Genomic DNA, 26550 nt, shown 5'->3' with positions numbered 1-26550 from the left:
AAAGCGGCCGCGGCCGCTTTTTTCATTTCATCAAAAATGCCTGCATCGCCTGGCGGTGTACGTCCGTGTCCCCACACTTCCGTTGCCAATCGATTTCTTCATTCAATCCCTCTTCAAATGAAGTGGCTCGCATGAGCGCCTTCATCCCTTGTACAGCAACCGGTGATTTCGCAGCGAGCATCTCAGCGTATGACGTCAATCGCTCCGTATACATCGCATCTTCCACGAGCTCTGTGACGAGTCCGAATGTGCGCGCGACCTCCGAGTCAATCGTACTGCCACTCCAGAGCCAATCTAACGCAAGGTCGTCTCGCATAAGTCGACGTAAGTGATACGGTCCGCCCGCATCTGCGACCAACCCGATTTTGATGAACGCCGAGCTGAACTTCGTCGACTTGGCGACGATTCGAACGTCTGCCGCGAGTGCCAAACTGAGTCCCGCTCCTGCCACAACGCCATGAATACCCGCGATGATCGGCTTACGGCATGAGAAAAGCGCACGGACGAGTGGATGATACACCTCTTCTAAATATTCCCCGTAATCTGCATCGCTCTCGATTGTTAAATCTTGTCCAGATGAGAATGCCCGTCCTTCACCGACAAGGACGATGACGCGAACCGCGTCGTCCTGATCAAATTCATCGATTGCCGTTTTCATTTCACGTAGCAACGTCTCGTTCAAGGCATTCAGCTTTTCAGGTCGGTTGAGTTTCAACCACCCTACCCCATTGTGCGTCGTCAATTGAATCGTCTCCACTTTCATTCCCCCTTATAAAATGAATCACTGTTCATTTCTTCGCCATTCCGCCAAACTCCTTCCTTTACTGAAAAGTTTTTTGAAGTTCAATTGCCGTGAAGTTGGTTGATTTGCTATTCTAAAAGGAGTCGGTCACGAAAGGATGAGTCAGATGCAACTGACAAATGCCGCTCGGCAACTGAAACAAAAGAAGATTCCGTTCGCTTATCATACGTATGAAGTCGATGAAACCGACGTCTCTGCCAAACACGTGGCGGAAACGTTGAATAAACCGCTCGATGAACTGTACAAAACGATTTGTCTCGTGAACGAGAAAAAACAATACGCCTTCTTTCTCATCTCCGGAGAGCGTGACATTGATTTAAAAGCAGCCGCAAAAGCTTGGGGAGCGAAGAAAGCATCGCCTGTCCCAATGAAAGAGCTCGAGTCACTGACCGGGTACATCCGGGGTGGCGTTTCTCCTATCGGGGCGAAGAAACCTTTTCCCGTATATCTACACGAGGCAGCTAAAGAGAAAGAGACCATCACAATCTCTGCTGGGAAACGTGGCTATCAAATCGAGTTGAAGCCAGAAGACTTATTGCAATTCACAAACGGTCGCTGGTTCAGCCAATGACCTTACTGGAGGAAAAATTATGTGGAAAGAACGCATCCGTTCGTGGATCCCAAACTCCTTTACGTTCGGAAACTTATTTTGTGGTGTCGTCGCCATCGTCTACGCCGCACGTGGTGACTTCTCAAACGCCACACTGTTAATCATCATCGCGATGATGCTCGATAGTTTAGATGGGCGCCTTGCCCGTATGCTCGGAGTCGCTGGTGACTTCGGGAAAGAGCTAGACTCACTCGCTGACATCGTCACGTTCGGTGTCGCACCGGCGATGCTCGCCTATTATACGTTTTTCATTGATTACGGCAATTATGGATTGTTCTTTGCGGCACTCTTTCCGCTATTCGGTGCATACCGCCTCGCCCGCTTCAACTTGTCCGCGACAAACGTTGCGGCGAGTTACTTCTCCGGCGTCCCGATTACGGCCGCCGGTGGACTCCTCGCCGTCATCACAACGTTCGGGGACCGCGTCAGCGAACTGTTGACACCAATTTTCTTCACAGGGCTCGCCCTGTTGATGGTCAGCCGTGTCCGCATCCCGAGTTTTAAAGACGTGCCACTGCCACGTCACTCGTTCATCATTACGATCAGCCTCGTCTATGTGACGTATATGATGTTCGCACGTTGGAAAGAATGGCCGACGTTCTGGTTCATCGCCGTCCCGTTCTATGTCTTATTCATCGCTTTCTCGTTCGTGAAAAGACGGAAGCGGATGGCCAATTAAGAGTCTCGTTCAACGAGGCTCTTTTTTCGTACATGCATTTGTTAGACGAAGACTGAGATGAGCTTTAGAATGAAAGAAGAGGTGATGGAATGAAAGTGTATCCGTTTATTTGGAAATGGTTTCTTGTTTGGTATTTCATTGGATTGATCTTAGTTGGATTCGACCTGCTTCCGCCTTGGCTAGAGTGGGCGAACCCCGTCTTTTTATGGCTCGCCGGTGCGATCGGTGGAACAATTCTTTATCAAGGGATTCGACAAGGTGTTTGGATTGTTCCGTTTATTTTCTTCGGTTCAATCGCCGTGGAGACACTCGGCGTAAAAACGGGGTTCCCGTTCAGCGAATATGTCTATGCCGAGGCATTCGGTCCGACGGTATTTGGAGTCCCTGTCACGATTGGGGCAGCATGGCTCGCTGTCATCGGTTCTAGTTTTGCCGTGGCTCGACTCTTCACGTTCCGCAACAACATTTTATGGCTCGTCCCGTTTCTCGCCGTATGGCTCGATATGGCAATCGATCCTGTAGCGGCAAACGTGAAAGGCTACTGGGAATGGGCAAATGACGGCTTGTATTATGATATCCCGACGCAAAACTTTATCGGTTGGTTCGGGTTATCCCTTATTTTCTCATGGTTGTTACAGCGTCACGAACGAGCTGTCGATTCCTTGTTCATTCAGCACGGCGTTTACTTGTTCGTCATGCTTCATGCCCTCTTTGGCGTCACGGCCGTGAACGCAGGTCTTTATGGAATCGGCTTCCTGAGCATTCTGACGTCTGGGGTGATTCTTTTAGAAAGGAGAGGTCGCGATGATCGAGTCACACAAAAAGAAATGGTTCAATAATGTATTCTCAACATTCGTAAGGGAACGTCAGATTCGTCCGACGTTTCATAATATTTTTATTCGAACCGATGATATCCCTACGCCTGGTTTAATCTTAAGTACGCACAGTGCTTGGTGGGATGGACTCGTCATGTATATGGTGAATGAACATTTTTTGAGACATGACATCCATGTGTTGATGGACGAGGACGGATTGCGCCGTTTCCCGTTCTTTCGTCACCTTGGGGCCTTCTCTGTGAAAAAAGGAAGTCTATCCGACGTGCGTGCCTCCCTCGCCTATGCGAATGAGTTGCTCGCTTCTGGCAAATCGGTATGGATGTATCCACAAGGTCGAGAAGTTCCTCAAGAAATGCGTCCGATTGAAATCGAATCGGGGGCGACCCTGTTACTGAATGAGCGTCCCCTTCATTTATGTGCCATGTATTATGCATTTGAAAGCCATGCCGAGCCCGTTGTCTACGTCCGATTCCGAAAGTACAGCGTGACCTCGTCGACTCGGAGAGCCCAAAAACAAGAGATTGCGCAAGCACTCGAGCAGTTGTATGACGATGTCAGAGATGACGTCATCACACGTTCAACCGCCTATGCTCCTTTGTTCCGTCCGCGACGCAATCTAGCCGAATGGACAGAAACGTTCGTCCGACTCGGGAGGAGGGACTCATGATTCTTTGGTTCGTGACCCTCTGCATGCTCATCTTCACACTCGTGAATCTAGCGTTTTTACGACCACTCGCAAAACCTGGGAAAACATCGGCGACAGCCGTCTGCATCCCGATGCGGAACGAGTCACGACATGTCGACCGATTGATTACTAATTTACAAATGGCGATCCCGGAGAATACTCATGTCTACATTTATGAAGACCGCTCCGAAGACGATACATATGAACGATTACATCGCGCAATCGGAGACGATGCTCGATTCACCGTCATTCAGGGAGTCCCTTTACCTGATGACTGGGCCGGGAAAGTCCATGCCTGTCATCAGCTAGCAACACGCACGACTGAACCGTATCTCCTCTTTTTAGATGCGGACGTCACCATCGATTCGAGCTTCATCGCCCGCATGCATGCGACACTCGCACGTGAAAAGGCTGTCTTTTTATCTGGATTCCCTCAATTTCCGACATCGACATTTCTCGGGAAATTGTTGATTCCGATGCAACATGTGCTCATCGCCCAACACCTGCCTTTGTTCTGGCGAAAAGTGAAACACCCAGCATTCGCGGCAGCGAACGGAATGAATGTACTTGTCGAACGAAATAGTTACGAAGAGATTGGTGGGCACGCTGCAATCCGTTCATCGTTGATTGATGACATTGATTTATGTCGTACGTTCAAACGTCATCAAAAAGTGACGTCACTCGTTCAAGTCGCCCCGTTCATCTCTTGTGATATGTATGAGACGAATGAAGAAGTATGGAGTGGGTTTTCAAAAAACGTATTCAAGGGAATGAATGAATCAGTAGGACTCGCCTTGTACTTCTTGATGTATTATGGAATCCAATTGACCGCCATGTTCGCATGGCTATTTTCACCAAGTTGGCAAACAATCAGTGCGGCACTCTTCGTACTCCTCGCCCGACTTGCTGTCGACATAAAATCTCATGGATCCGGTACATGGTTGCATCCACTCAGCTTGATCGCTTATCTGACCTTACTCGGGAACGCCGTCATCCGTAAATGGAGACGTCTACCGATCACGTGGAAAGGTCGCCATTATTCCTAATCGAGCGTCTTACTTAAGGGGGACAAATGTATGAAGCAAATTGTTGTCATTGGAGCCGGGTTAGGTGGCCTGAGCGCTGCCGTCACGCTCGCCACACACGGCTATGACGTCACGGTCATTGAGAAGAATGAACATGTCGGCGGAAAACTTATGCCCGTCATCACTGACGGGCACCGTTTCGACTTCGGTCCGAACACCATCACGATGCCAGATGTGTTTCGTTCCGTTATCCGAAACAGCGGTGCCAATCCAGATGACTATTTTGAATTGATTAAACTCGATCAACACACCGTCAATCATTATTCGGACGGCTCCTCGTTCACATTTAGCGCCGATCGGGCACAGCTCGAGTCAGAAGTGCGACGATTGACGAATGACCAAATGAAGAAAAATCAATTACAAGCTTATTTAGATGAAGCAGAGAAGTTATTCCGAATCGCGAATGAACGCTTCTTCACCCGTATGGAGACAAAATTAGATCCGGGTCTTTGGGCGGACATGGTAAAAGTACATCCGCTGCAAAGTCTACATGCCCTTCATCAGAAATACTTCAAAGATAAGCGCATCATCCAGGCACTCGACCGATATGCGACGTATATCGGCAGTAGCCCGTACGTGACACCCGGCACGTTCGCGCTCATCTCTCATTTAGAATTGAATGAAGGGGTCTATTTTGCCAAGGGAGGCAACTGGAACATCGCCAAAGGGTTTGCGAAGCGAGCGAGTGAACTCGGAGTGACGTTCCGACTCGGACACGAAGTGACGAAAATTGAAGTCTTGAACGGGAAAGCCCATGAAGTCGTCGTTGATGACAAAGAAGTCATCTCTTGCGATGCTGTTCTGCTCAATGGCGAGCTGCTCACGCAATATCCTCGACTTGTCGATGCGAAAGACCGTCCTTCTTTCCCGGTCCCGACTCGCGATACCGTCGAGCCGTCCATCTCTGCATTCGTGTTAATGATCGGGTTATCGAAACGCTTGAACCTTGCTCATCATAACGTCTATTTCTCTGACGACTACGAGCGAGAATTTAAGGCACTCTTCCAAGAAGAACGCTATGCAGACGAGCCGACCATCTATATCTCCAATTCATCCGCAACTGACCCATCGATGGGTGAGGCAGGTGACAACTTGTTCATCCTCGTCAATGCTCCCGCGCATTTGACGGACATTGATGCCGATACGTATGAGCATTTGATACGTCGTCGGTTGCGCGCGTTCGGTGTCGATTGGGAAGAAGAAGAGGTTCTCTTCCACCGACGTGTGACACCACAAGACTTGAGCCGTGACTTTTATGCCTATTACGGTGCTCTTTATGGCACGTCGGCCAACTCGAAAAAAGGTGCATTCTTTAGACCGGCAGCCCGCTCGACGGACGTGTCGAACATCTGGTTTGCAGGTGGTTCGACCCATCCTGGAGGAGGGAGCCCGATGGTCACGCTTTCAGGACAATTCGCGGCACGATCGATGTTAGAGGACATACCTCTGACAATATGAACATTTTGTGAACGCGAGTTTCGACACTTGTCGACAATTGAAAGACGTGATAATATCATATTCGAGTTCAAGCAGTTCTGTAACGTTTGTTACACCTGTAGCGATCGAATGGCTTCCCCGAGCCTTATCGCGTTTTGAACTTGTCACACCCGAGAAAAAGTGATGAGCGAGTTTCCCCACTCGTATCCCGTAGTTGAGACAGCTTGCGTATGATGTTCCCCCTTAGTCCATCAAGCATCCTGTTTCAACGAAGATGTCCCAACTGATTCATTCCCCATGAATCCCGGCACATCTTTAGGGCTTCATCACAAATCGATTCATTCATTTCCCCGATGAATGGATCACATAACGCTTACGCCACTTTTGGTCCCCCGCCAAAAGTGGTTTTTTTTGCGCAAAAAAAACTGTAGACGCCCAAAAGCGCCTACAGTAAACCTGACATCTTAAAGTTTTGCTAGTAACTTTCCTTTTTGGAGCGTCGATACGTATGCACGCTTTGTGAAGACGTCATATCCGTTTGCTCGAGCCGCATCTAAAATCCCTTCGTATAGGAGCGCTGCCGCTTGAACTGGCTTTCGACTGGACAGTGGATAGAGGTGATGGGTTCCACGTGCGCGTTCATACAAGAACTCCGCACGTTTCGCCAACGCCTCCCATAGTTCGATAAAGGCAGGTGTCACTTCTCGTTGCTGTAACATCTCTTCAGTTACAGCGAACTGTCGCATCATCGTCCGTGGTAAATAAATGCGGTCTCGGTTCAAATCTTCCCCGACATCTCGCAAAATATTTGTCAGTTGCATCGCAATTCCAAGGTCAATGGCACCTTGCCGAAGCTGGCGTTTCGTCGCAGCGTCTTGATTCGGGACAAGAATCGGGAGTAGCATCAGACCGACCGTGCTCGCCGCATAGTAGCTATATTGCTCGGTCTCTTCGAGCGTCTCATACCGCGACTTATGTAAATCCCACTTCATCCCCTCTGCTAGCTCGAAGAAGGGATCGACGTCCATCTCATAGCGCTGCCAGACATCTCGAAGGGCAACCCATAGTGCATCGTCTTGATCATACCCGGCCAAAAAACGATCGAACGCATGCAAAAACGACGCCAGACTTTCTTCTGGACGGTCCGATTCATCAACTGCATCATCAAGGGTCCGACAAAACGTATACACAGCCATGACCGCTTGACGATCTGGTTTTGAGAGCAAAGAGAAGGCCCGATAAAAAGTCAGCGAGCCTTTCTTCATGATTTCCTCACATTGACGATACGCTTCTTGTGTCGTCACGATGTATTGCCCCCATTTCTTCTTCCATTTTTTTCACGAGTAACTGTGACCCAATCATGACGATTGGCACGCCACCACATGGATGGACAGATGCACCAACCGCATACAATCGTTCGATTTTCGGGAACGGTCTTGCCTGTGGCTTGAAGGCAGCTGATTGAGACAACTTCGGTGCAATCCCAAAGCTTCCTCCTTCAAATAGACCGAAACGCTCGGCGTCCATCGGTGTCCGGACTTTCATCTCGGTCACGCGTTCACGAAAATCTGGTACGAGTGCCTCGATTCGTCCGAATAGATGATCAATCGTTCCTTGCGTCTCAAAGTCTTCCCGTTCCAATTTACGAGGTACCGGAACGAGGACATATAACACGCTCGTCCCATCCGGCGCTAGTGTCGCATCGATCCGTGATGGATTGAACGTGTACATCGCCGGATACTCACTTAGTTTACCATCCTCAAAGATTGTGCGCATCGATCCTTCAAAATCGTTTGGCAAATCAAATTGATGGACTGGTAAATCGAGTGCTCCATCAACGGTAAAGTACAGAAGTAACGTACCGCTGGACGGTTCATATGTCTTTGGTGTGACGCCATCAATGAGTCGCTCCATGAGTGGGAAGTCCCCGTTCACGACGACTGCGTCATAAGGCACATACTCGTCATTGACCGTGACACCGTCTGCCACTCCGTTCGTGACGTGGACGCGATTGACGGTCGCATTCATCACAAAACGGACACCTCGACGCTTCAGCTCTTGTTCCATTTTCGCCGCAAGCGAGAAATATCCTCCTTTTACGTACCAGACTCCCTCTTCCTGTTCACGATACGGGATCAGTCCATATAAAGAAGGCGTCGCATAAGGATTTCCACCGATATAGAGTGTCTGTAAACTGTAGGCGACTCGTAGGCGTTCGTCCTCAAAGAAACGTTTCATGTTCGCATGGGCCGTTTCATATGCTTTCAGACGCATAAGAAGGAGCAACAGTTTAGGTTCGAACAATTCCGTTTTTGATGCGTAACTACGGTCCAAAAACGTATCGAATCCAATCCGATACTCTTCTTTCTTCTGCGACATATAATGACGAAATGCATCCCCTTCACCGAACGTTCGCTCGATTTCTTCAGCCTGCCGTTCGACATCGCGATATTTGTAGAACGATGTCCCGTCTTGATAACGCAAGCGATAGAGCGGATCAACTTCGAGTAACTCGACTTCACTTTCCGGTAGCCCTGCTTCAACCAACTGTTGCTTCAGTTTACTCGGTAACAAGACGATCGTAGGCCCCTCGTCGACTTTCGCCCCATTCTCAAACTCAACATAGTTCAAGCGTCCTCCGACGCGTGCTTCTTTCTCATAAATCGTGATATTTAGCGACGGATTACGTTTCGTCAATAAGAGGGCGGCATAAAGAGTGCCGACCCCTGCCCCGACAAAGCTGATGTTCATCGGCCGACACCTGCCCGTTCACGTAACAGGTTCGTCGTGATTCGCGCCGATTCAAAAATCGTCGGAAGCCCACTTCCCGGATGCGTTCCACCGCCGACGAGCCAGACGTTGTCGAGCTCTTCAAATTGGTTGTGCGGACGGAAATACATCATTTGCGATAGATTATGGCCAAGGTTAAATGTTGCTCCCTCATACACGCCGAACGTCTCCCAGTCCTCTGGTGTCAACGTCTCCATCACCTCGATATGTTGTCGGATGCCTCGGTACGGAGACCGTGTCTCAAGGGCGTCGAGTACACGTTCTGTCATCGTCGTCTGCAGCTCGTCCCATGGGAGACCGGATAAGTTATTCGGTACCGGTACGAGCACGTAAAGCGATGACTTTCCTGCAGGCGCGAGCGTCGGGTCGATGCGTGAGGCGTTTTGAACGTAGAACGAGAAATCTTCGCTTAGTTTCAACTCTTGCGTCATCTCTTTGACGTTCAACTCATAATCGTCTGCAAAGTGAATCGAATGGTGCGCCACGTCTTCGAATATGTGATCGAGTCCGAGATAGAGCATGAACGTCGAGCACGAATAGCGCTTCTTCTTCAGTTGAGCCGGACTCCACTTCGATAGTTTACCGTCAGGAACGAGCGACGTCATCGCATGTGCAAAATCAGCACCGATTACGACTTCATCGAACGCATAATGGACACTTCCGGCCACGAGACCTGTCACTTTCTTGTCCTCCATGAGGAGGCGTTCCACCGGTTCTCCTAGACGAATGGAGCCACCTTCTTCTTCCACGACTTTCGCCATCGCATGGCAAAGTTGATTCACTCCCCCAATCGGGTGATGAACCCCATATGCGTGTTCCATATACGATAAAATGGAGAAACCGCCCGGGCATTCCCAAGCGGACATGCCTAAATATTTAGCTTGGAACGTAAACGCATACTTCAGTTCTTCGCTCGTGAAGTACTCGGATAAGACATCATAAAGCGACTTCCCAATCGACAGAAACGGCAGTGCTTTGAGCACACGTAATGATACATAATCGGTCAATTTATCATGAGCGGTCTGTAAGACAGGCATCAACTTGGACAGCTTAATCGCCTGTTCGCTCATGAATCGCTCATATCCTTCTCCATTTCCCGGGAATTGTGCTTCGATGGCTTGATGCATCTGGTCGCGATCTGTCGTCATCGAGAGCTGACGCGTGCCGCGATCGAAATACAAATCATACATCGGTTCGAGCCGTTTCATCTCGACGTAATCATGTAAATCGCGTCCCGTTTCTTCAAAGATTTCTTCTAAAATATATGGCATGTTTAAAAATGTAGGTCCTCGGTCAAACGTGAACTCGCCTACTTGCAGGCGTGACGTCCTCCCTCCGACAAACGGTTGTTTCTCAAATACGGTGACGTCTACCCCACGATGCGCCAGTAGCATCGCAGCAGCCAATCCACCAGGTCCTGCCCCTATTACGGCAACTCTTTGTTTCGACACACTCAACAACTCCCTATGTGAATAGTCTCTTATGCTTCTCTATCATTATAGAAATGACCGGAGACAAGTTCAATTTTCAATCGGTTGATTGAGCAGGTTCTTTCTTCCTCGCTCGGCGATGACGATGTACCAAGATCCTTCTGGGATGAATGGGATGAATCGAATTTGTTCAAATCCGACTTCTTGCATCTGTCGGCGTAATCGTGGAATGGTCGGGAGCGGATACAAGTTGTCATGGAGAGTCATGAATGCGTTGAATGCGGAAGCGAATCGTCCGCCAAGTGCCGTCTCTGCAAGCGGCGTCACAAGGACTGCTACCCCGTTCTTTTCTAAACGATCCCGAAGTCTCTCAAGCAGTTTGATCCGCTCTTCTGGTGAAAAGTAATAGAGCATATTGTTCATCATGACAGCATCGAACTGCTCGTCCGTTTCCCAGTTCATGAAGTCGGCGACTTCGAAATGAATATCGCCCCGTTCATCACGAGACCGCGCCTCTTCAATCACCTCTTCCTCTAAATCAATACCTGTCAGTTCCCAACTTGGTTCGAGCGCTTGTAATTTACGTAAGTAACCACCGTGACCGCAACCGATATCAAGCATCGATTGGACATTTGCCTGGCGTAATAATTGCTGTACAATCGGGAACGCGACCGTTTCCACAAGGGTCGACGTTTTCGCGACGACTTGACCGTGCTCTGCCCCATCGAATGTCTTTTGTTTTCCGGACTCTAAAAATTCCGGATAAGCAATCAATGCAGGAATGTGAAGTTCCATCATCTCTTGAAGCATGAATCCGATGCTTCGTTCGTCGTTACCAGATAATTGATACTTTAAGCCACGCGTCGGGTAATAGCGCCAGCCTCTCTTCTTCAAATGACGCACTGCGACCCCGACTTCTAACCAACGCTCTAGTGCAAGTTGCGTCACCGGGCGTTTGAGTCGCAAGTTCATTTCCGCCACGCTTGCGCCCCCTTGAAGCGCATCGAAAAAGCCAAACTTATATCCGATATAGCCGTGCCATAGTGGTAAAAATGATTCTGTTTGTTTCATCCATTTCCGTGCATGCAATACGCGTGTCCATTCCGTCATCTGTTGTTCCATCGTTTCACCTCATCATCATGATTACTGATTTTTTTATTTTCCCCTAATAATTTGTGTACAAACAAAAAATTCCCACTTCGATATGCGAAGTGGGAAAATCTTATTGAATGAAGCTGTTGAAGAATGATTGACCATATGGTAATGCGTAACCGATAAAGATTGTCACGAGTGCCAATACGATAAATCCGCCGAACAAGGCGTTTGATGGTTTTTTCTTTTTCACTTTGACGAGCGTCATCTCACCGAAGATCAGTGCCAATAAACCGACTGTGATTTTCACGTGATAGAACGTGCCGCCTCCGTTTAATTGAAGGTAGAGATAAAGTCCTGTTCCGAATGCGATGAGTAACATGAGTCGAAACGCCATATGTGCGATCTTTCCACTCTTGTTGCCGTTCTTATAACCGATATAGGCCACGGCAAACAAAATAAGTAACAAAATCCAGCTCGTAACGTGCGTGTGCAAGAATGCAATCAGTGGCATTCTAATGCCCCCCTTTATGTTGTTGTACAGTCTTCATTGTACACGAACCCTCTCCTGATTGGTCAAGCGAACGCTTACCTAAAAAATGAGCCATCCTTCGAGGATGACTCATTTCATTATACTGGTGTCGTCTCTGCCTCTTGGACAGCGTATTCATAGCTAGGAATTTCAACGATGAAGGTCGACCCTTCATGTTGAATCGATTCCACATGAATTTGACCGTTATGGCCACGAACGATTTCTTGACAGATCGGTAACCCAAGACCCGTTCCGCCGATTTCGCGGCTATCGGAGTTATCGACGCGATAGAACTTATCGAACAATCGGTCGAGCGCGTCACTCGGAATTCCAATTCCTTCATCCTTCACTTTGATGGATACGATTTGTTCATGATGGGCAAGTTCCACCATAATCTTTCCACCACGTGGAGAATACTTCACGGCATTCGACAATAGATTACTCATCAACTGCTTGAACTTCTGGCAGTCAACGAACAACTCGTACGGACGTGCATCATCTGCGATCAATTCGAATTCGTGCTTCAAAGAAGACGCTTCATAGAACGTCAACATATCACGGACGACCGGTTCGATATCAAGTTGTTCCCGATCGTACATCTGACTGCCGGATTCCATCCGCTGCACATCGAGGAAGTCGTTGACGAGGTGCGTCAGACGTTCCGTTTCCGCATGAATTGTCTCTAAATATTTTGCTTGTTTCTCATTTGGTAACTGTTTCTTCACCATCAATTCTGTAAATCCATAGATGGATGAGAGCGGTGTTCGCAATTCATGAGAAATCGTAGAGATGAATTCACTCTTCAATCTTTCAGCCTCTGTCTCACTCGTAATATCCCGGAAGACGAGAAGCGTCCCCTTCGATAGACCGCCGACGATAATCCGCTCCGCATACATCTGCAAGTTCATCTCACCTTTACGGATCGAGAAGCTGACACTTTCATGCGGGAAATCATCAGTGAACAAACGATTCGTATATTTCGTAAAGTCTTCGGCCTGATCAACCGTCTCAACAAGCTGGTTTCGCCACTCTTCCCATGACTCTTCTTCAAGGTCTGTCATACTGACATCACTTAATTCTGGGAACATCTCGTAGAGTGGTCGGTTCACAAACACATCATCGGTCGCATGTTCGATATAGACGACCGCTTCCCGAATCGAGTCAAGAATGCGTTCCGTCTTTCCTTTCTCCCGTTTCATCTCTTCGAATAGACGCATCCGTAAGAGCGAGAGTGAAAGCTGACGAGCGAACGACATGATGTCACCCATCTGCGTCTGTGTGAAACGATCTTTATAACGGACCAGATAGATGAACGCGATGATTGAGTCATCCGTCGGGTCATGGACCGGCACCGCCGTCTCGAACATATAGTACGGGTACGGAAGAGGGTGGTCACTTGCGACTTGTTTCGATGAATGCACCGTCGTCTTCAACGTCATCGCTCGCGTCAATACAGAATTCTCACTATCGAGCAATTGACGTGACAACGTGTCATTCAAACCATGGCTCGTCACGCGGTACGTACCCGATTCATCGACGAAAACGAGGGCACCGACTTCCGAATCCGTAATCGTAACGAGTTTCTCGATAATCTCTGGATAAGCCGTAAGCGAATCACGTGACGCTAACGTCTCCGTCAATTCGTTTCGGTACGCGAGATGTTGTTCGTTTTGTTGTGTCTGTTCGAGAATCTCTTCAAGCTCTTGCTGCTGTGCCTGAAGCTCTTCTTGTTGGGCAATCAATTCTTCTTGTTGCGCTTGAAGTTCATGGTTCTTTTCAATCAAATGACGTTCATTGTCGCGAAGTGTCTCGGCCATCTTGTGGAACGAGCGAGACATCGTCCCGATTTCGTCTTCACGCTTCATTTGATCGCTCAAGTCGACGATTTCACCTTTCAACAAACGGTTCGATGCAATCGAGAGTTTTGAAATTAAGCGTGTTTGACGACGAAGGAACGGTTGGACGAATAACAAGATCAATGCGGCAAATGAGGCGATGCTCATAATCCACAAGAATTGAAGAATGTTATTGTTTTGGCGCCATTCCGCATAGACGTTCTCTTTTTCAGCAGCCATCAACTGACGGTAGTTTTCAAGAGACGACTCCACTTCATCAATCGGCCCTAAAATATCGATGCCACGCTCTGGGTTAAATTGGACAAGACCTTGATCAATTAAACGCTGTGCCGTCGGTAACTCGGCAATCGTTTCGGCATCGATAAACGTTTCCGTAACCTCACCATCTAGCTGTGCCTGCGCATACTCATACGTCACCGGAATGATGACGTCGTAGTAAAAGTCATGGAACTGTTGCAAATCTTCGGCGAACAATTCACCTTGGCGAGTAGTAACTTGCGTTTTAAACCAATTGATTTCTTGTTGGAATTTCGCTTCATTCGCACTCGCTCGTTCGAGAGACGCGATGTCTCCAAACAAGAGATACCCACGCGTGTCATATTGGTCAGCTTGCCACTCATCCCACATGTTCGTCAAACGATTGACGCGTTCGTCCACTTGACGCAACTTCGCCTCATTCGCTTCGAGTCGATTCTCGATATAGACATATGTCAGTACCGATCCGACCAACGCGAGGACGAGGAATGAATAGAGGACGACCATGATGTCGCGCCCAAGTTTTTGTTTAAACCACCTTTTCACTTCACGATGCCTCCTATGATTTTGACAAGTTCAAGTGGGCTGAACGGTTTTGAAATGAAGTAGTCGACACCAATCTCATTCGCGCAATCACGATCAGATTGTTGGCTTTTCGCTGTCAACATCATCACTTTCGTATCTTGTCGCCCTGGTAACTTCCGTACTTTTTCAATGACCTCAAGCCCTGTCATGCCAGGCATCATATGGTCCACAATCACCAAATCATATTCATTCTCTTCAATCAATCGATAGGCCTCTACGCCATCTTGTGCCTCATCGATATCGTATCCTTCATCTTCTAATGTATCCATAACGAGCATGCGTAATACTTCTTCGTCTTCCGCAAGTAAGATTTTAACCATAATCGTTCCTCCATTTTTTATCCCATTTTTTTATTTTAACGGATTTGTAATTGTTACACAAAATAAAAAGACGTACGAAACTCATCTTCGTACGTCTTTTACCGAATCATCTGACCGCAAAACCTATATTCTTCATTATACAACTTCTTTTTCAGCGAACTGACTATTATATAAATCTTCGTAGAAACCACCCTCTACAAGCAGCGATTCATGCGTCCCTTGTTCAATGACGCGACCTTGGTCCATCACTAAGATGAGATCCGCATCCTTGATGGTCGATAGACGGTGAGCGATGACGAAACTTGTTCGTCCTTTCATCAACCGCTTCATCGCCTGTTGAATCAAAATCTCGGTACGTGTATCCACACTCGATGTCGCTTCGTCCAAAATCATAATCGGCGGATTGGCGAGAACTGCTCGCGCGATTGTCAGTAATTGTTTTTGACCTTGCGAGATGTTGTTCGCTTCTTCATTTAAGACGGTGTCATATCCGTCTGGCAACGTCCGGATGAACGAGTCCGCATGTGCTGTCTTCGCCGCGTTGACAATTTCATCTTCTGTCGCACCGGTTTTCCCGTAAGCAATGTTGTCACGGATTGTCCCATTAAAGAGCCACGTATCCTGTAAGACCATCCCGAACGTAAGACGCAAATCTTGTCTCGACATTTTACGCGAGTCTTTCCCATCGATTAATATCTCCCCGCCGTTCAACTCGTAGAAACGCATAAGCAGATTAATCAATGTCGTTTTCCCGGCACCGGTCGGACCGACGATGGCTACGGTTTGTCCCGTCTTCACATCAAGGTTCATATCTTGAATGAGTAAACTCTCTCCATATCCAAAGTCGACGTGACGGAATGCGACATTCCCTTCCGCTCGCTCCAATCGATAAGTCGTTACTTCTTTTACTTCTTCCTCTTCGTCTAACAACTCGAAAACACGTTCTGCCGCAGCGACCGTCGACTGGACGATGTTCGCGATGTTCGCTGTTTGCGTAATCGGCTGGGTGAACTGTCGCGTATACGTGATAAACGCCTGAATATCCCCGATCGAGATGCTTCGTTGTGTGACTAAAATCCCACCGACGACACTGATCAACACGTAACTGATGTTTCCGATGAACATCGTCATCGGCATGATGATCCCAGAGATAAATTGCGCCTTACGTCCGGCATCATAAAGTTCTTCATTCACCTCATCAAACTCACGGACAGCTGTCTCTTCACGACCGAACGCTTTGACGACCGCGTGCCCGGTATACATTTCTTCCACGTGACCGTTCAATCGTCCGAGATGACGTTGTTGATCGGAAAAATATTGTTGTGACCGTTTTAAAATCGGACGAATCGCAAAAATCGTGAGTGGTAAAGACACGAGAGAGATGACCGTCAACAGCGGACTGATAGACAGCATCATAATCAAAATTCCGACAATCGTGACGATCGAGGTAATAAATGACGTCACACTTTGTTGAAGCGTGCTCCCAATCAAATCGATGTCGTTCGTCACTCGGCTCAACGTCTCTCCATTCGAACGACCATCGTAATATTTGAGCGGCAATCTTTCCAATTTTTTATTGACGTCTTCCCGCAAATCATAGACCGTCTTTTGCGCAACGCCTGACATTAAATACTGTTGCACGTAGTTGAATAGACTGCTGATAACGTACAGTCCTGCAAGTAACGACAAGATTTGTCCGATTCTCGTAAAATCGATCTCTGCGCCTGGTACACCTGTGAATTTCGCATAGGCACCTTCAAAGAGTTCCGTAATGGCAATCCCCATGATCTTTGGACCGGCAATCATAAAGACCGTACTTAAAATCGCTGCGACGAAGACCGCAATCAGTGTGTTTCGCCGTGGTTTCAAATAGGCGAGCAGACGACGGAACGTGACTTTGAACTCCTTCGGTTTCTCACCCATCATCATCATGTTTCCACCGCCAGGACCCCCTGGACCACCGTGCCCGCCATGAGTTTGTCGCGTCGTTGTTTGTTTCTCACTCATGCGATTTCCTCCTCAGACAATTGCGACTTCACGATTTCTTGATAAACCGCATTCGTCGCAAACAATTCATCGTGTGTACCGATTCCGGCCACGCTTCCTTCTTCTAACACGATGATGCGATCGGCATCCATGATCGTACTCACCCGTTGCGCGACGATCAATACGGTCGCATCTTTTATCTCTTCTTTCAACGCCTTTCGTAACGCGGCATCCGTCTTAAAATCGAGTGCCGAAAAGCTGTCGTCGAATACATATAGATCTGGTTTTCGAACGAGTGCCCGTGCGATGGAGAGACGTTGCTTTTGTCCACCAGATACGTTCGAGCCACCTTGCTCAATCACAGATTCATATCGATCTGACATCTTCTCGATAAAGTCGCTCGCCTGTGCGATTGACGCGGCATGTTCGACTTCTTCGGTCGTCGCATCGGCTTTCCCGTATCGAATGTTCTCTGCGATCGTACCGGTGAACAGTAACGCCTTTTGCGGAACGAATCCGATTTTCGAACGGAGCTCCTCTTGCGGTACGGCTTGAACATCGACCCCGTTCACGCGAATTTCGCCAGACGTCACATCATAAAATCGCGGAATCAGATTGACGAGTGTCGACTTACCAGACCCTGTTCCACCGATCACCGCCGTGACTTCTCCTGGGTTTGCTGAAAAACTGACATGTGATAATGCCGGCTCTTCGGCACCAGGGTAAAAGAACGTGACATCGTCAAATACGAGTGTTCCTTGCTCCATGTCGGCCGTCTTCGTACCATCATCCACTAGTGAAGGCGTCATTTCGAGAACTTCATTGATACGATTCGCTGATACGGACGCTCGCGGAATCATGATGAACATGACAGAAGCCATGACGAGCGCGAACATGATTTGCATGACATATTGAATGAACGCCATCAAATCCCCGATTTGCATCGCCCCGTTATCGATTCGGATGCCTCCGAACCAGATGACGCCGACGACAGTCAAGTTCATGACGAGCATCATGGCCGGCATAAGGAACGCCATGATTTGGTTGACTTTAATCGAGACGTCCGTCAATCGTTCATTCGCCTCTGTCAAACGAACTTGCTCTTCTTTTTCGCGATTGAAGGCCCGGATGACTCGAATACCTGTCAAGTTTTCTCGAAGGACGAGATTCAAACGATCTAATCGTTTCTGCACTTTCTTGAAGAGCGGCATCGCTTTCCAGAAAATGAGGAAGATCGAGATGACGAGGACAGGCATGGCGGCAACGATGACGAGTGACAACGTGGCATCTTTCGACGTCGCCATAATCAAACCACCGACAAACATGATCGGTGCACTGACGACCATTCGAAGCATCATGATGATGACTTGTTGGACTTGCGTGATGTCGTTCGTCGTCCGAGTGATGAGTGAGGCGGTTCCGACACGATCGAACTCTTCAAGCGAGAAACGCTCGACATGGTTAAACACGCGTCTTCGTAAATCACGTCCGAATCCCATCGCCGCTTTCGATGAATAAAAACTTGCGACGACCGCTGCAAGCGCCCCGAGCCCGGTCACACCGAGCATGATGCCGCCCATTTGCCAAATGTAGCCCGTGTCTCCTGTCACAACCCCGTTATCGATGATATCCGCCATTAATGTCGGTAAGAATAAATCTGCTAACGACTGGGCGAACACAAATAACAAGACCATAAGGACGGCCCATTTATAAGTAATCAAACGTTTTAACAACTTAATCATGACGACATCCTCCTTCACAATCGGTGAATCCTTCGTTCAACCCATCTGCAATCTGTTGATGCGCTTCAATCATATGGCGATACGTCTCTTCATCTAAACGAGCGAGGATTTGATTCAACTGTTGTTCGGTTCCTTCCTCCTGCTGTTCAATCTCCTCAATCAATCGCTTGCCGGATTGATCGATCGTCAATACCACTTCGCGTCGATTGTCCGGATTGATGTCTCGACGAATGAGCCCTCTTTCCACAAGTCCATCCAATGATTGACTCAAGGTGCTCTTCGGCATCCTTGTACGCCGAACCAATTCTTTTTGAGTGATCGCCCCTTGTTCATTCAACATCATCAGTCCATGAAGCTGTGGCAAGGTAAGGTCGTTTTGTTGTGCCGTCTGATGCATGAGACGAATCAACACACGCTGGACGCGCCAAAACGATTGCATCATCTCCCGCGCTCTTGTTGCGCTCATCTCGGTCATATTTGTTCACTCCTTTTATCGTTCCGTTTCGTATTGTTCTATATGGAACAATTACTTATATAAAATAAATTACTCCTCCTCCACTCACTTGTCAACGATTTAGAATGTGAAAATGCACATAACAAAAAGAACGATGTCATGTAGCTGACATCGCTCAACGTGTAGCCTTTATGAAGTTGTTACCGTGACGATTTCTTGTAAATCAAGTGAGTAAATGAGCGTCTGTTCGACACGAATCTCCCAAATCGTCTCAATGGCCTCTCGGTACAGTTGCAACTGAATCGCGTATCGCTCACGGAGTCGCTCGTGTGCGTCTTCACGAGATTCGGACAAATGGACGACGGCATCTGATTTATAATCCAACAGGACATACGATGTTCCGTCGAAATACAGACAGTCGATAATCCCTTGAATCAAGACGTCCTCATCCGTAAACTGTCCATCCGGGTTGACTCGTTCAGCCGGAACGGTATAGGTGAACGGAAGCTCTCGCCACGCCGTGCCGCGCTCAAGCGCGTCGGCGAGCGCTTGCCCGACGTCGGTCTGGAAAAATGCTTCGACGTCAGGAATGGCAAGACGCGCCGTCTCAGCCTCGACCGGGCTCAGCATACCGTGTCTCTCCCATTGATCGATTTGATCGACAATCGGTTGGTTCGGATCAGCCATTTGGAAAATCAAATGTAACGTAGTCCCCCGTTCGGCACCGGTCTGTTTCACTTGACGCCATTTCGGCTCCCGATAAGGTGTATCGATTGGACGAACCGGGTCTTCGAAGGCGGCTTGCTCCAGTTGCATCGCCCGTTTTAATTCCGTCACCGTCTGTTTCGCCGCTGTGCGTACAGCATCCTGAGCTGGATAGCTATAAGTTAACGCTTTGTGGACGGCACGAATCGTCTCATCCTCATTTTGAATAGGAAAATCAATCGCTTCAAATCGTTGCACATGGTGGAGTTGTGCCATCATTTCTTGAAGTGTCGCAATCTCTGCAAGATCATCTTCTCCAATCAAACGGTACGTCCACGAAGTCGATTCATAAAATGAAGCGGGTACCGTGAAACCAAACGACTCGATAAATGTCGAGGCACTCGGCAAACGTAAAAGTGCTGGTGCAATCCAGTCCAAATACGTTTTCGCCTCTCGTCTCGCCTCACTCGCTAACAATTCCCCAGATTGCCCGACCTGTAGCCATTGCTGGAGCTGTTTAGCTGAATCTCCAACCGTGCCGACGAGAATGAGTTTCTCTTTTGCCCGTGTCAATGCGACATAGAGGACACGCATCTCTTCGGCTTTCATCGTTGCGTCCAAATCTCGTCGGATCATCTCTTTCACGAACGTTTCCGATTTCGTGCGTGTCACGACATCAATCGCATCGAGCGAAATCCCATATTGCTTATGGAAAATGACACGCTGTTTCTGGTCGAGTGTATTGAACTGTTTTCCGAGCTGGGCGACAATCGTCACCGGGAACTCAAGACCTTTTGACTTATGCACAGTCATGATGCGAACAACGTTCTCCTCATCACCGAGAGAACGCGCCTCGGATAAATCTTCTCCTGTATCTTGTAAACGGTCCATGACACGTAAGAAGCGATACAGTCCACGATAGCCGCTTCGCTCATAAGAGAGGGCACGGTCATAAAGTGCTTTTAAATTTTCCTGGCGCCCTTTCCCACCAGGCAATCCACCCGAGAAGTCATAAAACCCTGTGTCGTTAAACAGCTGTTGAATCAATTCGGACAAGCTATGGTTGCGTGCATACGTACGCCAGTGGGAAAGACGATCGAGAAAATCTCCACACTTCACGCCAAGCTCGTCATCATCATCCGCTTTTGCTTTCAAAGCTTCAAAGAAAGAATCTTCGGACTCGAGTCGGATTCGTGCCAATTCCCCATCATCAAATCGGAACATCGGGGAACGGAGCGCACCGGCGAGTGGGATGTCCTGAAGGGGATTATCAATCACTTTCAAGAGAGCAAGAATCATTCGAATCTCTGTCGCTTGAAAATAGCCGCCATCTGAATCCGTATAAGCCGGAATGTTGTACTGTGTCAAAATGTCCATCAACTGTTCAACTCGTCCTTTTTTCGAACGGACGAGAATCACGATGTCCCGGTACTCACAGTTTCTTAGTTGGCCCGTCACTTCATCCGTCACTTTGAACGGTTCATCCCCAGATACTAATTCTAGGATTCGGGTTGCGATGGCTCGTCCCTCGACTTCCTGTTTCGATAATTCACGACTTGTCCCGTCGACAATCATGAATTCGGGATGCGCTGGAATCGGTTCATATTCACGACCCGGCACGAGTTGAGCGGCCTCATCATAAGCGATTTCTCCGACCTCTTCATCCATGAGCTGGACGAACAAGTCATTGATGCCATGAAGCACCTCTGCCCGACTTCGGAAGTTTTGAGAGAGATCAATTCGTTTTCCCGTGTCCGCCTGTTTGAAACGCGTCGCCTTATCGATGAAGAGACCCGGCTCCGCATGACGGAATCGATAAATCGACTGCTTGATGTCTCCAACCATGAACAAGTTCCCAATCTCTTCTCGTTCATTTGCGACAAGGTTGATGATTGTCTCTTGAATTTCGTTCGTATCTTGATACTCATCGACCAGTACCTCGACGAAACGTTCCTTGTATAGAGCCGCGATGTCAGACGGTCCATCCTCCTGCCGCAAAATGGCAAGCGCATAATGTTCCAAGTCGCTAAAGTCGACGAAGGCTCGGTCACGTTTCGCTTGCTCATACGCCGTTCCGAACGCACGAACCGTTCGGACGAGCGTCTTGACGAGAGGTTGTTGCATCGAGACGCTCTCTAATAGATCCGCCCCACTGATACGTGCCCGTTCAGCAGCTGCCGTCAACTTCTTCTTCGCTTGATCGTACGCCGGTTTGAGCACCTCATGATAAATTTGATGCTCCTCTTTTTTAGGGACGGCTTTCATCGTCCCAAACTTCATCGCACGTGCAGCCGTTTCAAGTTCACTCCAGACAATTTCTTCCCCTTCTAACTGTTCAAACGGGAAAATCGCCTGACGAATGTTTTCCGACTGCGGTTCATAGCCTGCAACCCGAAGTTCCGCCTCGAGCTTCCGAAGATCACGCACCGCTTTCTCAATGTCCTGCCACAGCATGTGACCGAACTCGATGAGGATGGCTTCATGATCCGGGTCATCGCCGAACGAATACATCGAAATGAGTTTGTCCAAATAGGCGTCAGGGTCTGGGAGTGTACGAGCATAATGATAAAGACCAAGAATAAGGTCTTCGATTTCGCTATCGCCACGGTCTGACGTATAGGCATCGACAAGGGCGAAGAAATCCGTATCTTGCTTTCCGTACTCCTCTTCAAGCACCTCTTCTAACACATCATCTTGTAAGAGCACGAGGTCACGTTCTTCCGCAATCTTGAATGCCGGGTCTAAGTCTAACAAATAGTAATTCTCGCGAATCACTTCTAAGCAAAACGAGTGGATGGTTGTAATGAGAGCCCGATTCAACATTTGTCGTTGTTTTCGGACGTACTCATTCGTCGGGTCGTCGCGCAACGCCTCTTCGAGCGCCTTTGCGATGCGTCGCTTCATTTCTGCAGCTGCCGCGTTCGTAAACGTGACGACGAGCATACGGTCTGCCGTCAACGCATCCGCTTCGTCCAGCAATCGGCTAGACAACCGTTCAACGAGAACTGCTGTCTTTCCTGAACCGGCCGCAGCCGAGACGAGTACGTGACTTCCCCTCGCTTCAATTGCGGCGAATTGATCATTCGTCCATTTCACGGTCATCCCCTCCTAACTCCTGAAATACATCTTCTTTCTCTAACTTTTTCAATTTGCGTGGTTCATTCGCGAGTGCCTCGTCAAAATGGCAGACACTTTGGTACGGACACGTCTGACACGGGCGGCGCTCTTTATATTCGTAAGGTTCTACGTCAATTTTTCCTTCATACATCTCTTCGGCACTCGATTTGACGACGCCAAACGCATGGTCCATCAATTGTTCGAGCTGAGGTGGTGTGACAATCTTCTTCAGTGTATTCGAATCAGGTGTGCCATCTTTTTTATATTTGACCGGGATGACGATTGATTTTTTCGAAGACCCTTTCGCAGAGCGGTCCATCATCTCCAAAATTTCCGGATCGTCGACCAACAACCCTTGCATCTGATACGACTCCAATACTTTCTGTCGCGTCTCTTCCTCAGAACCTGCCGGTGGGACGAGTGGGCGATGAACGTGGAAATACAGTGCCGCAGCCGGCGCTACATTCTCTTTCGTCCATACCTCCGCCTGTTCAATCAATACTTTCAAGTAGATGAGCATCTGCATGGCAAGACCATAGTAAATTTCAGCGAAGTCGACTTCACGTTTGCTCGACTTATAATCGACGATACGAACGTACAGCTGATCGTGGACCATCGCCGTGTCGACACGGTCGATGCGGCCGATGAGCTCACACGTGGCTCCATTCGATAACGTGAACGAGACAGGTGGGAACTGCCCACTCCCGAACGCGAGTTCAAACGCTTTCGGGTCAAATCCGTCCCGTTTCGACTGTTCAATCAATACTTCTGCCGTCTTGCTGACGACGTCCGTCAACTTTTTCTTTAAATAGGCGTAACGATTTGAACTCATCAGAATGGCATGTTGGATTTCAGGCGTCACGAGTTCTACTGCCTGTTCCGCTAAGTTCACACATTCATCAGGCGCCACGTCCCGCCATTCTTTTCCGTCCATCTTCACCGTTTGTGACATATGTTCAATCGTTCGGTGATACAAATTTCCGATATCCGGTGCCTCGAGTCGATACAATCGGCGTTCTTTCAGACGCAAGCCATAACTCGCAAAATGTTTGAACGGACATGCTTGGAACGTCTCAAGTCGCGAGACACTCGCCCGAATTGACGGTGTATAAAGAGATTTAGCCACATCGTCGTCTAGTGATTTCGGGATATTTTGATAGAACAGGGCGCTCGTCAACAACTGCAAACGTTCACGACCGTCCGGATGTTTTAACAGTTCGTTATAGACGGCGAACCACATATCTTGAATCGGATAATGACGACTCAATCGTTGCAGTTCAAGAGCCGTGACCGCTGCCGTCTGGTTCACGTTCGTCAAAAAGGCGAATTGGTCACGTGGTCGGTGCTCTCCTGCTTCAGCAAAGTGTGTCTTGATGATGTTTTTATGGAGACGCGCCTTCAAATCAGCGATAAAACGTGCCGGTTGAACCGCCTTACCGGTTCTGTCGACGAGGGCGTAGCTAATATAGAGACGCTCACTCGGTGCCGTCACTGCTTTATATAAGTAATACGTTTCATCATCGAACAAGTGCTCGGTCGCTTTTCCGGCACGCAACCCGTTCTCATGCATGAAGTCCAAGTCGTGATCGGTCAACAGTTTGGACTGTGTCGTGACGAGAGGGATTTGATCTTCATTTGCCCCGAGCAAGAACACCACTTTTTTATCAATCAATCGACCACGGACATAGTCCGTCACCGTCAACTGATCGAGTGAAGGTGGGATGAGCGCATAACGTAGACTGTCTAGCCCAGTGTCCATCATCTGGAGAAACAGTTCCGTCGACAACGTCTCTTCCGGAGCTGCCGCCTCCAACTGTTCGAGCAAATGTAAGACCGCGTCCCATACTTGCGTATGCTCACGGGCTTCGAGCAACTGCGCTTCTTCAATCGCCTCGTCACGCCAATGGGTCAGACAGTCGGATACACCAATCCGCTCCAAAAAGGCATACATGGCATGTGTGTAGGCTTGCATCGTCTTCGCCTGCTTCAAATCCGCTAACAACGGATCGAACGTTTCGATGACGCGTTCCCGGTATCGATTCAACTCCGCTTCGACGTCTAGCTCTTCACTCGTCAGTCGCGCTTCTTCCCCTGTACGACGACGCAATTGCCATGCATCGTGCCAATGATAGTGTTTGATTCCGCGCTCAATGACGAACGCTTCGAGACGGTCAACGGACGTGCGTCGATGTGTCGGGTCGAGGACGACGAGTTCCGTCTTCAATGCCCGGAAGACCGCTTCCTCCCGATAGCTACGCAAGGCGATGTCGATGGTTGCTTTCAACAATTCGACGAGCGGATGGTCAAGCATCGGTTGCCGTTCATCTAGGAAGTAAGGAAGTCCCATCTTTTGTAACGCCTGCGATGCCAAATCGCCATACTCTTCGAGTGAACGTGAAATGAGCGCGATATCCCGGTAACGATATCCTTCTTCACGGGTGAGTCGGATGACTTCTCGAACGGCCGCCTCCACCTCGACAGTCCTGTCGACGGCAGCATGTAAATCGACGCGGTTCTCTGCCCCTGTATACGGCTCTGCCGTCATCTGGTCAAACGTCGCCTCTAAATAGCGAAGGCTTGGATGCTTATAGCGATAGATGGTGTCATACGGTTTGTCGACCGATTGAAGTTGCCGTTCCGACAAGAGTTCCTTGAAGCGCATGAGCGTCCGTTGCGTCGGTCCAAACAATGGGTCAGGACGATACATCGATGAAGGGTCGAGCGTCAGCAACACATCGACGTCGACTTTTTCCGCAAGACCGACGAGGACGGCTAATTCCTGCTCCGAGAACTCATTAAATCCGTCCACGTAAACACGGACTCCCGTCAAATCCGTCTCGGGCAACAGTTGCAACAGGACGTTGAAGTAATCTTCCGCATGTAGTGACTTACCTTCAGTCATCTTTAAAAATCCTTCATAGATGATGGAGAGGTCCTGTAACTTCAAAGCACGGTGTTGCGCTTGTTCACTCAACCGCAACAGATGTTCAGGTTCGACAAGTCCTCGCTTCAACATCGAAATCAGTTGGTTCAACTCTTCATAAAATCCGAACTGGTTCATCGTTCGACGAAACAAGGTCAATCGTTCCTCGCTCATCTCGACGACTCTCCGCAATAACAAATGTGTCCCCGTCTGATCTAAAAATTGGTCGGTCGCCACTCCCGCATCCCGCATCATCAAAAATGCAAGACGGCGCATCGATAGTACTTGGATTCTTGTCGAGCCGCGCAGGTCGTCCACTGTCGCCATCTTCTTCTCCATTTCAAACGACATTTGGTCCGGCACGATCATATAAATCGTTGGTCCGCTCGGGTTTTGTTTCAGTTCCTGAATGACCTGTTCGATCATTCGTTCACTTTTCCCCGTCCCCGATCGACCGACGTGAAAGGTTACTGTCATTTTAGCGAACACTCCTTCCCTTTTTTCTTTCATTATGAACCATCTGCTCTTATTTGTAGAGGGAAACCTCCTCTTTACCCTAGTCAAAAAAGTCACAGCTTGCATCATTCCCATTTTGGTTCGAAATCGATTAGACTGAACATATGAGGGGG

The 26550-nt window shown here is 48.6% G+C and carries 19 protein-coding genes; 6 read left to right on the top strand and 13 right to left on the bottom strand.

Features of this window, described 5'->3' with window-relative positions:
• Positions 1-22 precede the first annotated feature (22 nt).
• Positions 23-763: an enoyl-CoA hydratase/isomerase family protein gene (locus KNO99_RS09180; RefSeq protein WP_251131012.1), complete on the bottom strand. Its 741-nt coding sequence runs from the start codon at positions 761-763 to the stop codon at positions 23-25.
• Positions 764-908: 145 nt separating this feature from the next.
• Between KNO99_RS09180 and ybaK the strand changes: the two genes are divergently transcribed.
• The 6 genes from ybaK (at position 909) to KNO99_RS09150 (ending at position 6155) form a co-directional block, all read left to right on the top strand.
• Complete coding sequence (gene ybaK / locus KNO99_RS09175; RefSeq protein WP_214747686.1) at positions 909-1373, top strand: Cys-tRNA(Pro) deacylase; 465 nt, start codon at positions 909-911, stop codon at positions 1371-1373.
• A gap of 19 nt (positions 1374-1392) precedes the next feature.
• A complete protein-coding gene (gene pssA / locus KNO99_RS09170) occupies positions 1393-2091 on the top strand; it encodes a CDP-diacylglycerol--serine O-phosphatidyltransferase (protein ID WP_214747683.1) in 699 nt (232 codons plus the stop codon).
• An 89-nt stretch (positions 2092-2180) separates the two neighbouring features.
• A complete protein-coding gene (locus KNO99_RS09165) occupies positions 2181-2930 on the top strand; it encodes a carotenoid biosynthesis protein (RefSeq protein ID WP_214747679.1) in 750 nt (249 codons plus the stop codon).
• Positions 2896-3594, top strand: coding sequence for a lysophospholipid acyltransferase family protein (locus tag KNO99_RS09160; RefSeq protein ID WP_214747676.1), 699 nt, complete (start codon positions 2896-2898; stop codon positions 3592-3594). The genes KNO99_RS09165 and KNO99_RS09160 overlap by 35 nt, the downstream gene beginning before the upstream one ends.
• Complete coding sequence (locus KNO99_RS09155; RefSeq protein ID WP_214747673.1) at positions 3591-4658, top strand: glycosyltransferase family 2 protein; 1068 nt, start codon at positions 3591-3593, stop codon at positions 4656-4658. Before KNO99_RS09160 ends, KNO99_RS09155 begins: the two co-directional genes overlap by 4 nt.
• Positions 4659-4688: 30 nt before the next feature.
• Positions 4689-6155: a phytoene desaturase family protein gene (locus KNO99_RS09150; RefSeq protein ID WP_214747670.1), complete on the top strand. Its 1467-nt coding sequence runs from the start codon at positions 4689-4691 to the stop codon at positions 6153-6155.
• A gap of 443 nt (positions 6156-6598) precedes the next feature.
• Here KNO99_RS09150 and KNO99_RS09145 read toward each other — a convergent pair whose 3' ends face one another.
• The 12 genes from KNO99_RS09145 to addB all read right to left on the bottom strand — a co-directional run bounded on the left by KNO99_RS09145 (position 6599) and on the right by addB (position 26398).
• Positions 6599-7441: a phytoene/squalene synthase family protein gene (locus KNO99_RS09145; protein ID WP_371743084.1), complete on the bottom strand. Its 843-nt coding sequence runs from the start codon at positions 7439-7441 to the stop codon at positions 6599-6601.
• The gene (locus KNO99_RS09140) at positions 7407-8885 is read right to left on the bottom strand and encodes a phytoene desaturase family protein (RefSeq protein ID WP_214747664.1); all 1479 of its coding nucleotides are present in this window, start codon (positions 8883-8885) and stop codon (positions 7407-7409) included. Before KNO99_RS09140 ends, KNO99_RS09145 begins: the two co-directional genes overlap by 35 nt.
• The gene (locus KNO99_RS09135) at positions 8882-10375 is read right to left on the bottom strand and encodes a phytoene desaturase family protein (protein ID WP_214747662.1); all 1494 of its coding nucleotides are present in this window, start codon (positions 10373-10375) and stop codon (positions 8882-8884) included. The genes KNO99_RS09140 and KNO99_RS09135 overlap by 4 nt, the downstream gene beginning before the upstream one ends.
• Positions 10376-10444: 69 nt before the next feature.
• Positions 10445-11476, bottom strand: a complete 1032-nt coding sequence (locus tag KNO99_RS09130) for a class I SAM-dependent methyltransferase (protein ID WP_214747659.1) — start codon at positions 11474-11476, stop codon at positions 10445-10447.
• Between the two features lie 100 nt (positions 11477-11576).
• The gene (locus KNO99_RS09125; protein WP_214747656.1) at positions 11577-11960 is read right to left on the bottom strand and encodes a YisL family protein; all 384 of its coding nucleotides are present in this window, start codon (positions 11958-11960) and stop codon (positions 11577-11579) included.
• Between the two features lie 116 nt (positions 11961-12076).
• Complete coding sequence (locus tag KNO99_RS09120; RefSeq protein WP_214747654.1) at positions 12077-14635, bottom strand: sensor histidine kinase; 2559 nt, start codon at positions 14633-14635, stop codon at positions 12077-12079.
• A complete protein-coding gene (locus tag KNO99_RS09115; RefSeq protein ID WP_074032651.1) occupies positions 14632-14994 on the bottom strand; it encodes a response regulator in 363 nt (120 codons plus the stop codon). Before KNO99_RS09115 ends, KNO99_RS09120 begins: the two co-directional genes overlap by 4 nt.
• 135 nt (positions 14995-15129) lie before the next feature.
• Complete coding sequence (locus KNO99_RS09110) at positions 15130-17001, bottom strand: ABC transporter ATP-binding protein (RefSeq protein ID WP_305794029.1); 1872 nt, start codon at positions 16999-17001, stop codon at positions 15130-15132.
• Positions 16998-18722: an ABC transporter ATP-binding protein gene (locus tag KNO99_RS09105; RefSeq protein WP_214747651.1), complete on the bottom strand. Its 1725-nt coding sequence runs from the start codon at positions 18720-18722 to the stop codon at positions 16998-17000. Before KNO99_RS09105 ends, KNO99_RS09110 begins: the two co-directional genes overlap by 4 nt.
• Positions 18715-19197, bottom strand: coding sequence for a MarR family winged helix-turn-helix transcriptional regulator (locus KNO99_RS09100; protein WP_214747648.1), 483 nt, complete (start codon positions 19195-19197; stop codon positions 18715-18717). Before KNO99_RS09100 ends, KNO99_RS09105 begins: the two co-directional genes overlap by 8 nt.
• A 168-nt stretch (positions 19198-19365) precedes the next feature.
• Entirely contained in the window at positions 19366-22983 is a 3618-nt protein-coding gene (gene addA, locus KNO99_RS09095) for a helicase-exonuclease AddAB subunit AddA (protein ID WP_214747645.1), read from the bottom strand.
• The gene (gene addB / locus KNO99_RS09090) at positions 22961-26398 is read right to left on the bottom strand and encodes a helicase-exonuclease AddAB subunit AddB (protein ID WP_214747643.1); all 3438 of its coding nucleotides are present in this window, start codon (positions 26396-26398) and stop codon (positions 22961-22963) included. Before addB ends, addA begins: the two co-directional genes overlap by 23 nt.
• Positions 26399-26550 lie beyond the last annotated feature (152 nt).

Origin of the sequence: Exiguobacterium sp. s189 (genome assembly GCF_018617615.1) — a bacterium.
In the GTDB taxonomy this organism is placed as follows: domain Bacteria; phylum Bacillota; class Bacilli; order Exiguobacteriales; family Exiguobacteriaceae; genus Exiguobacterium; species Exiguobacterium aestuarii_A.
This window is presented reverse-complemented; position numbering and strand designations above follow the sequence as displayed.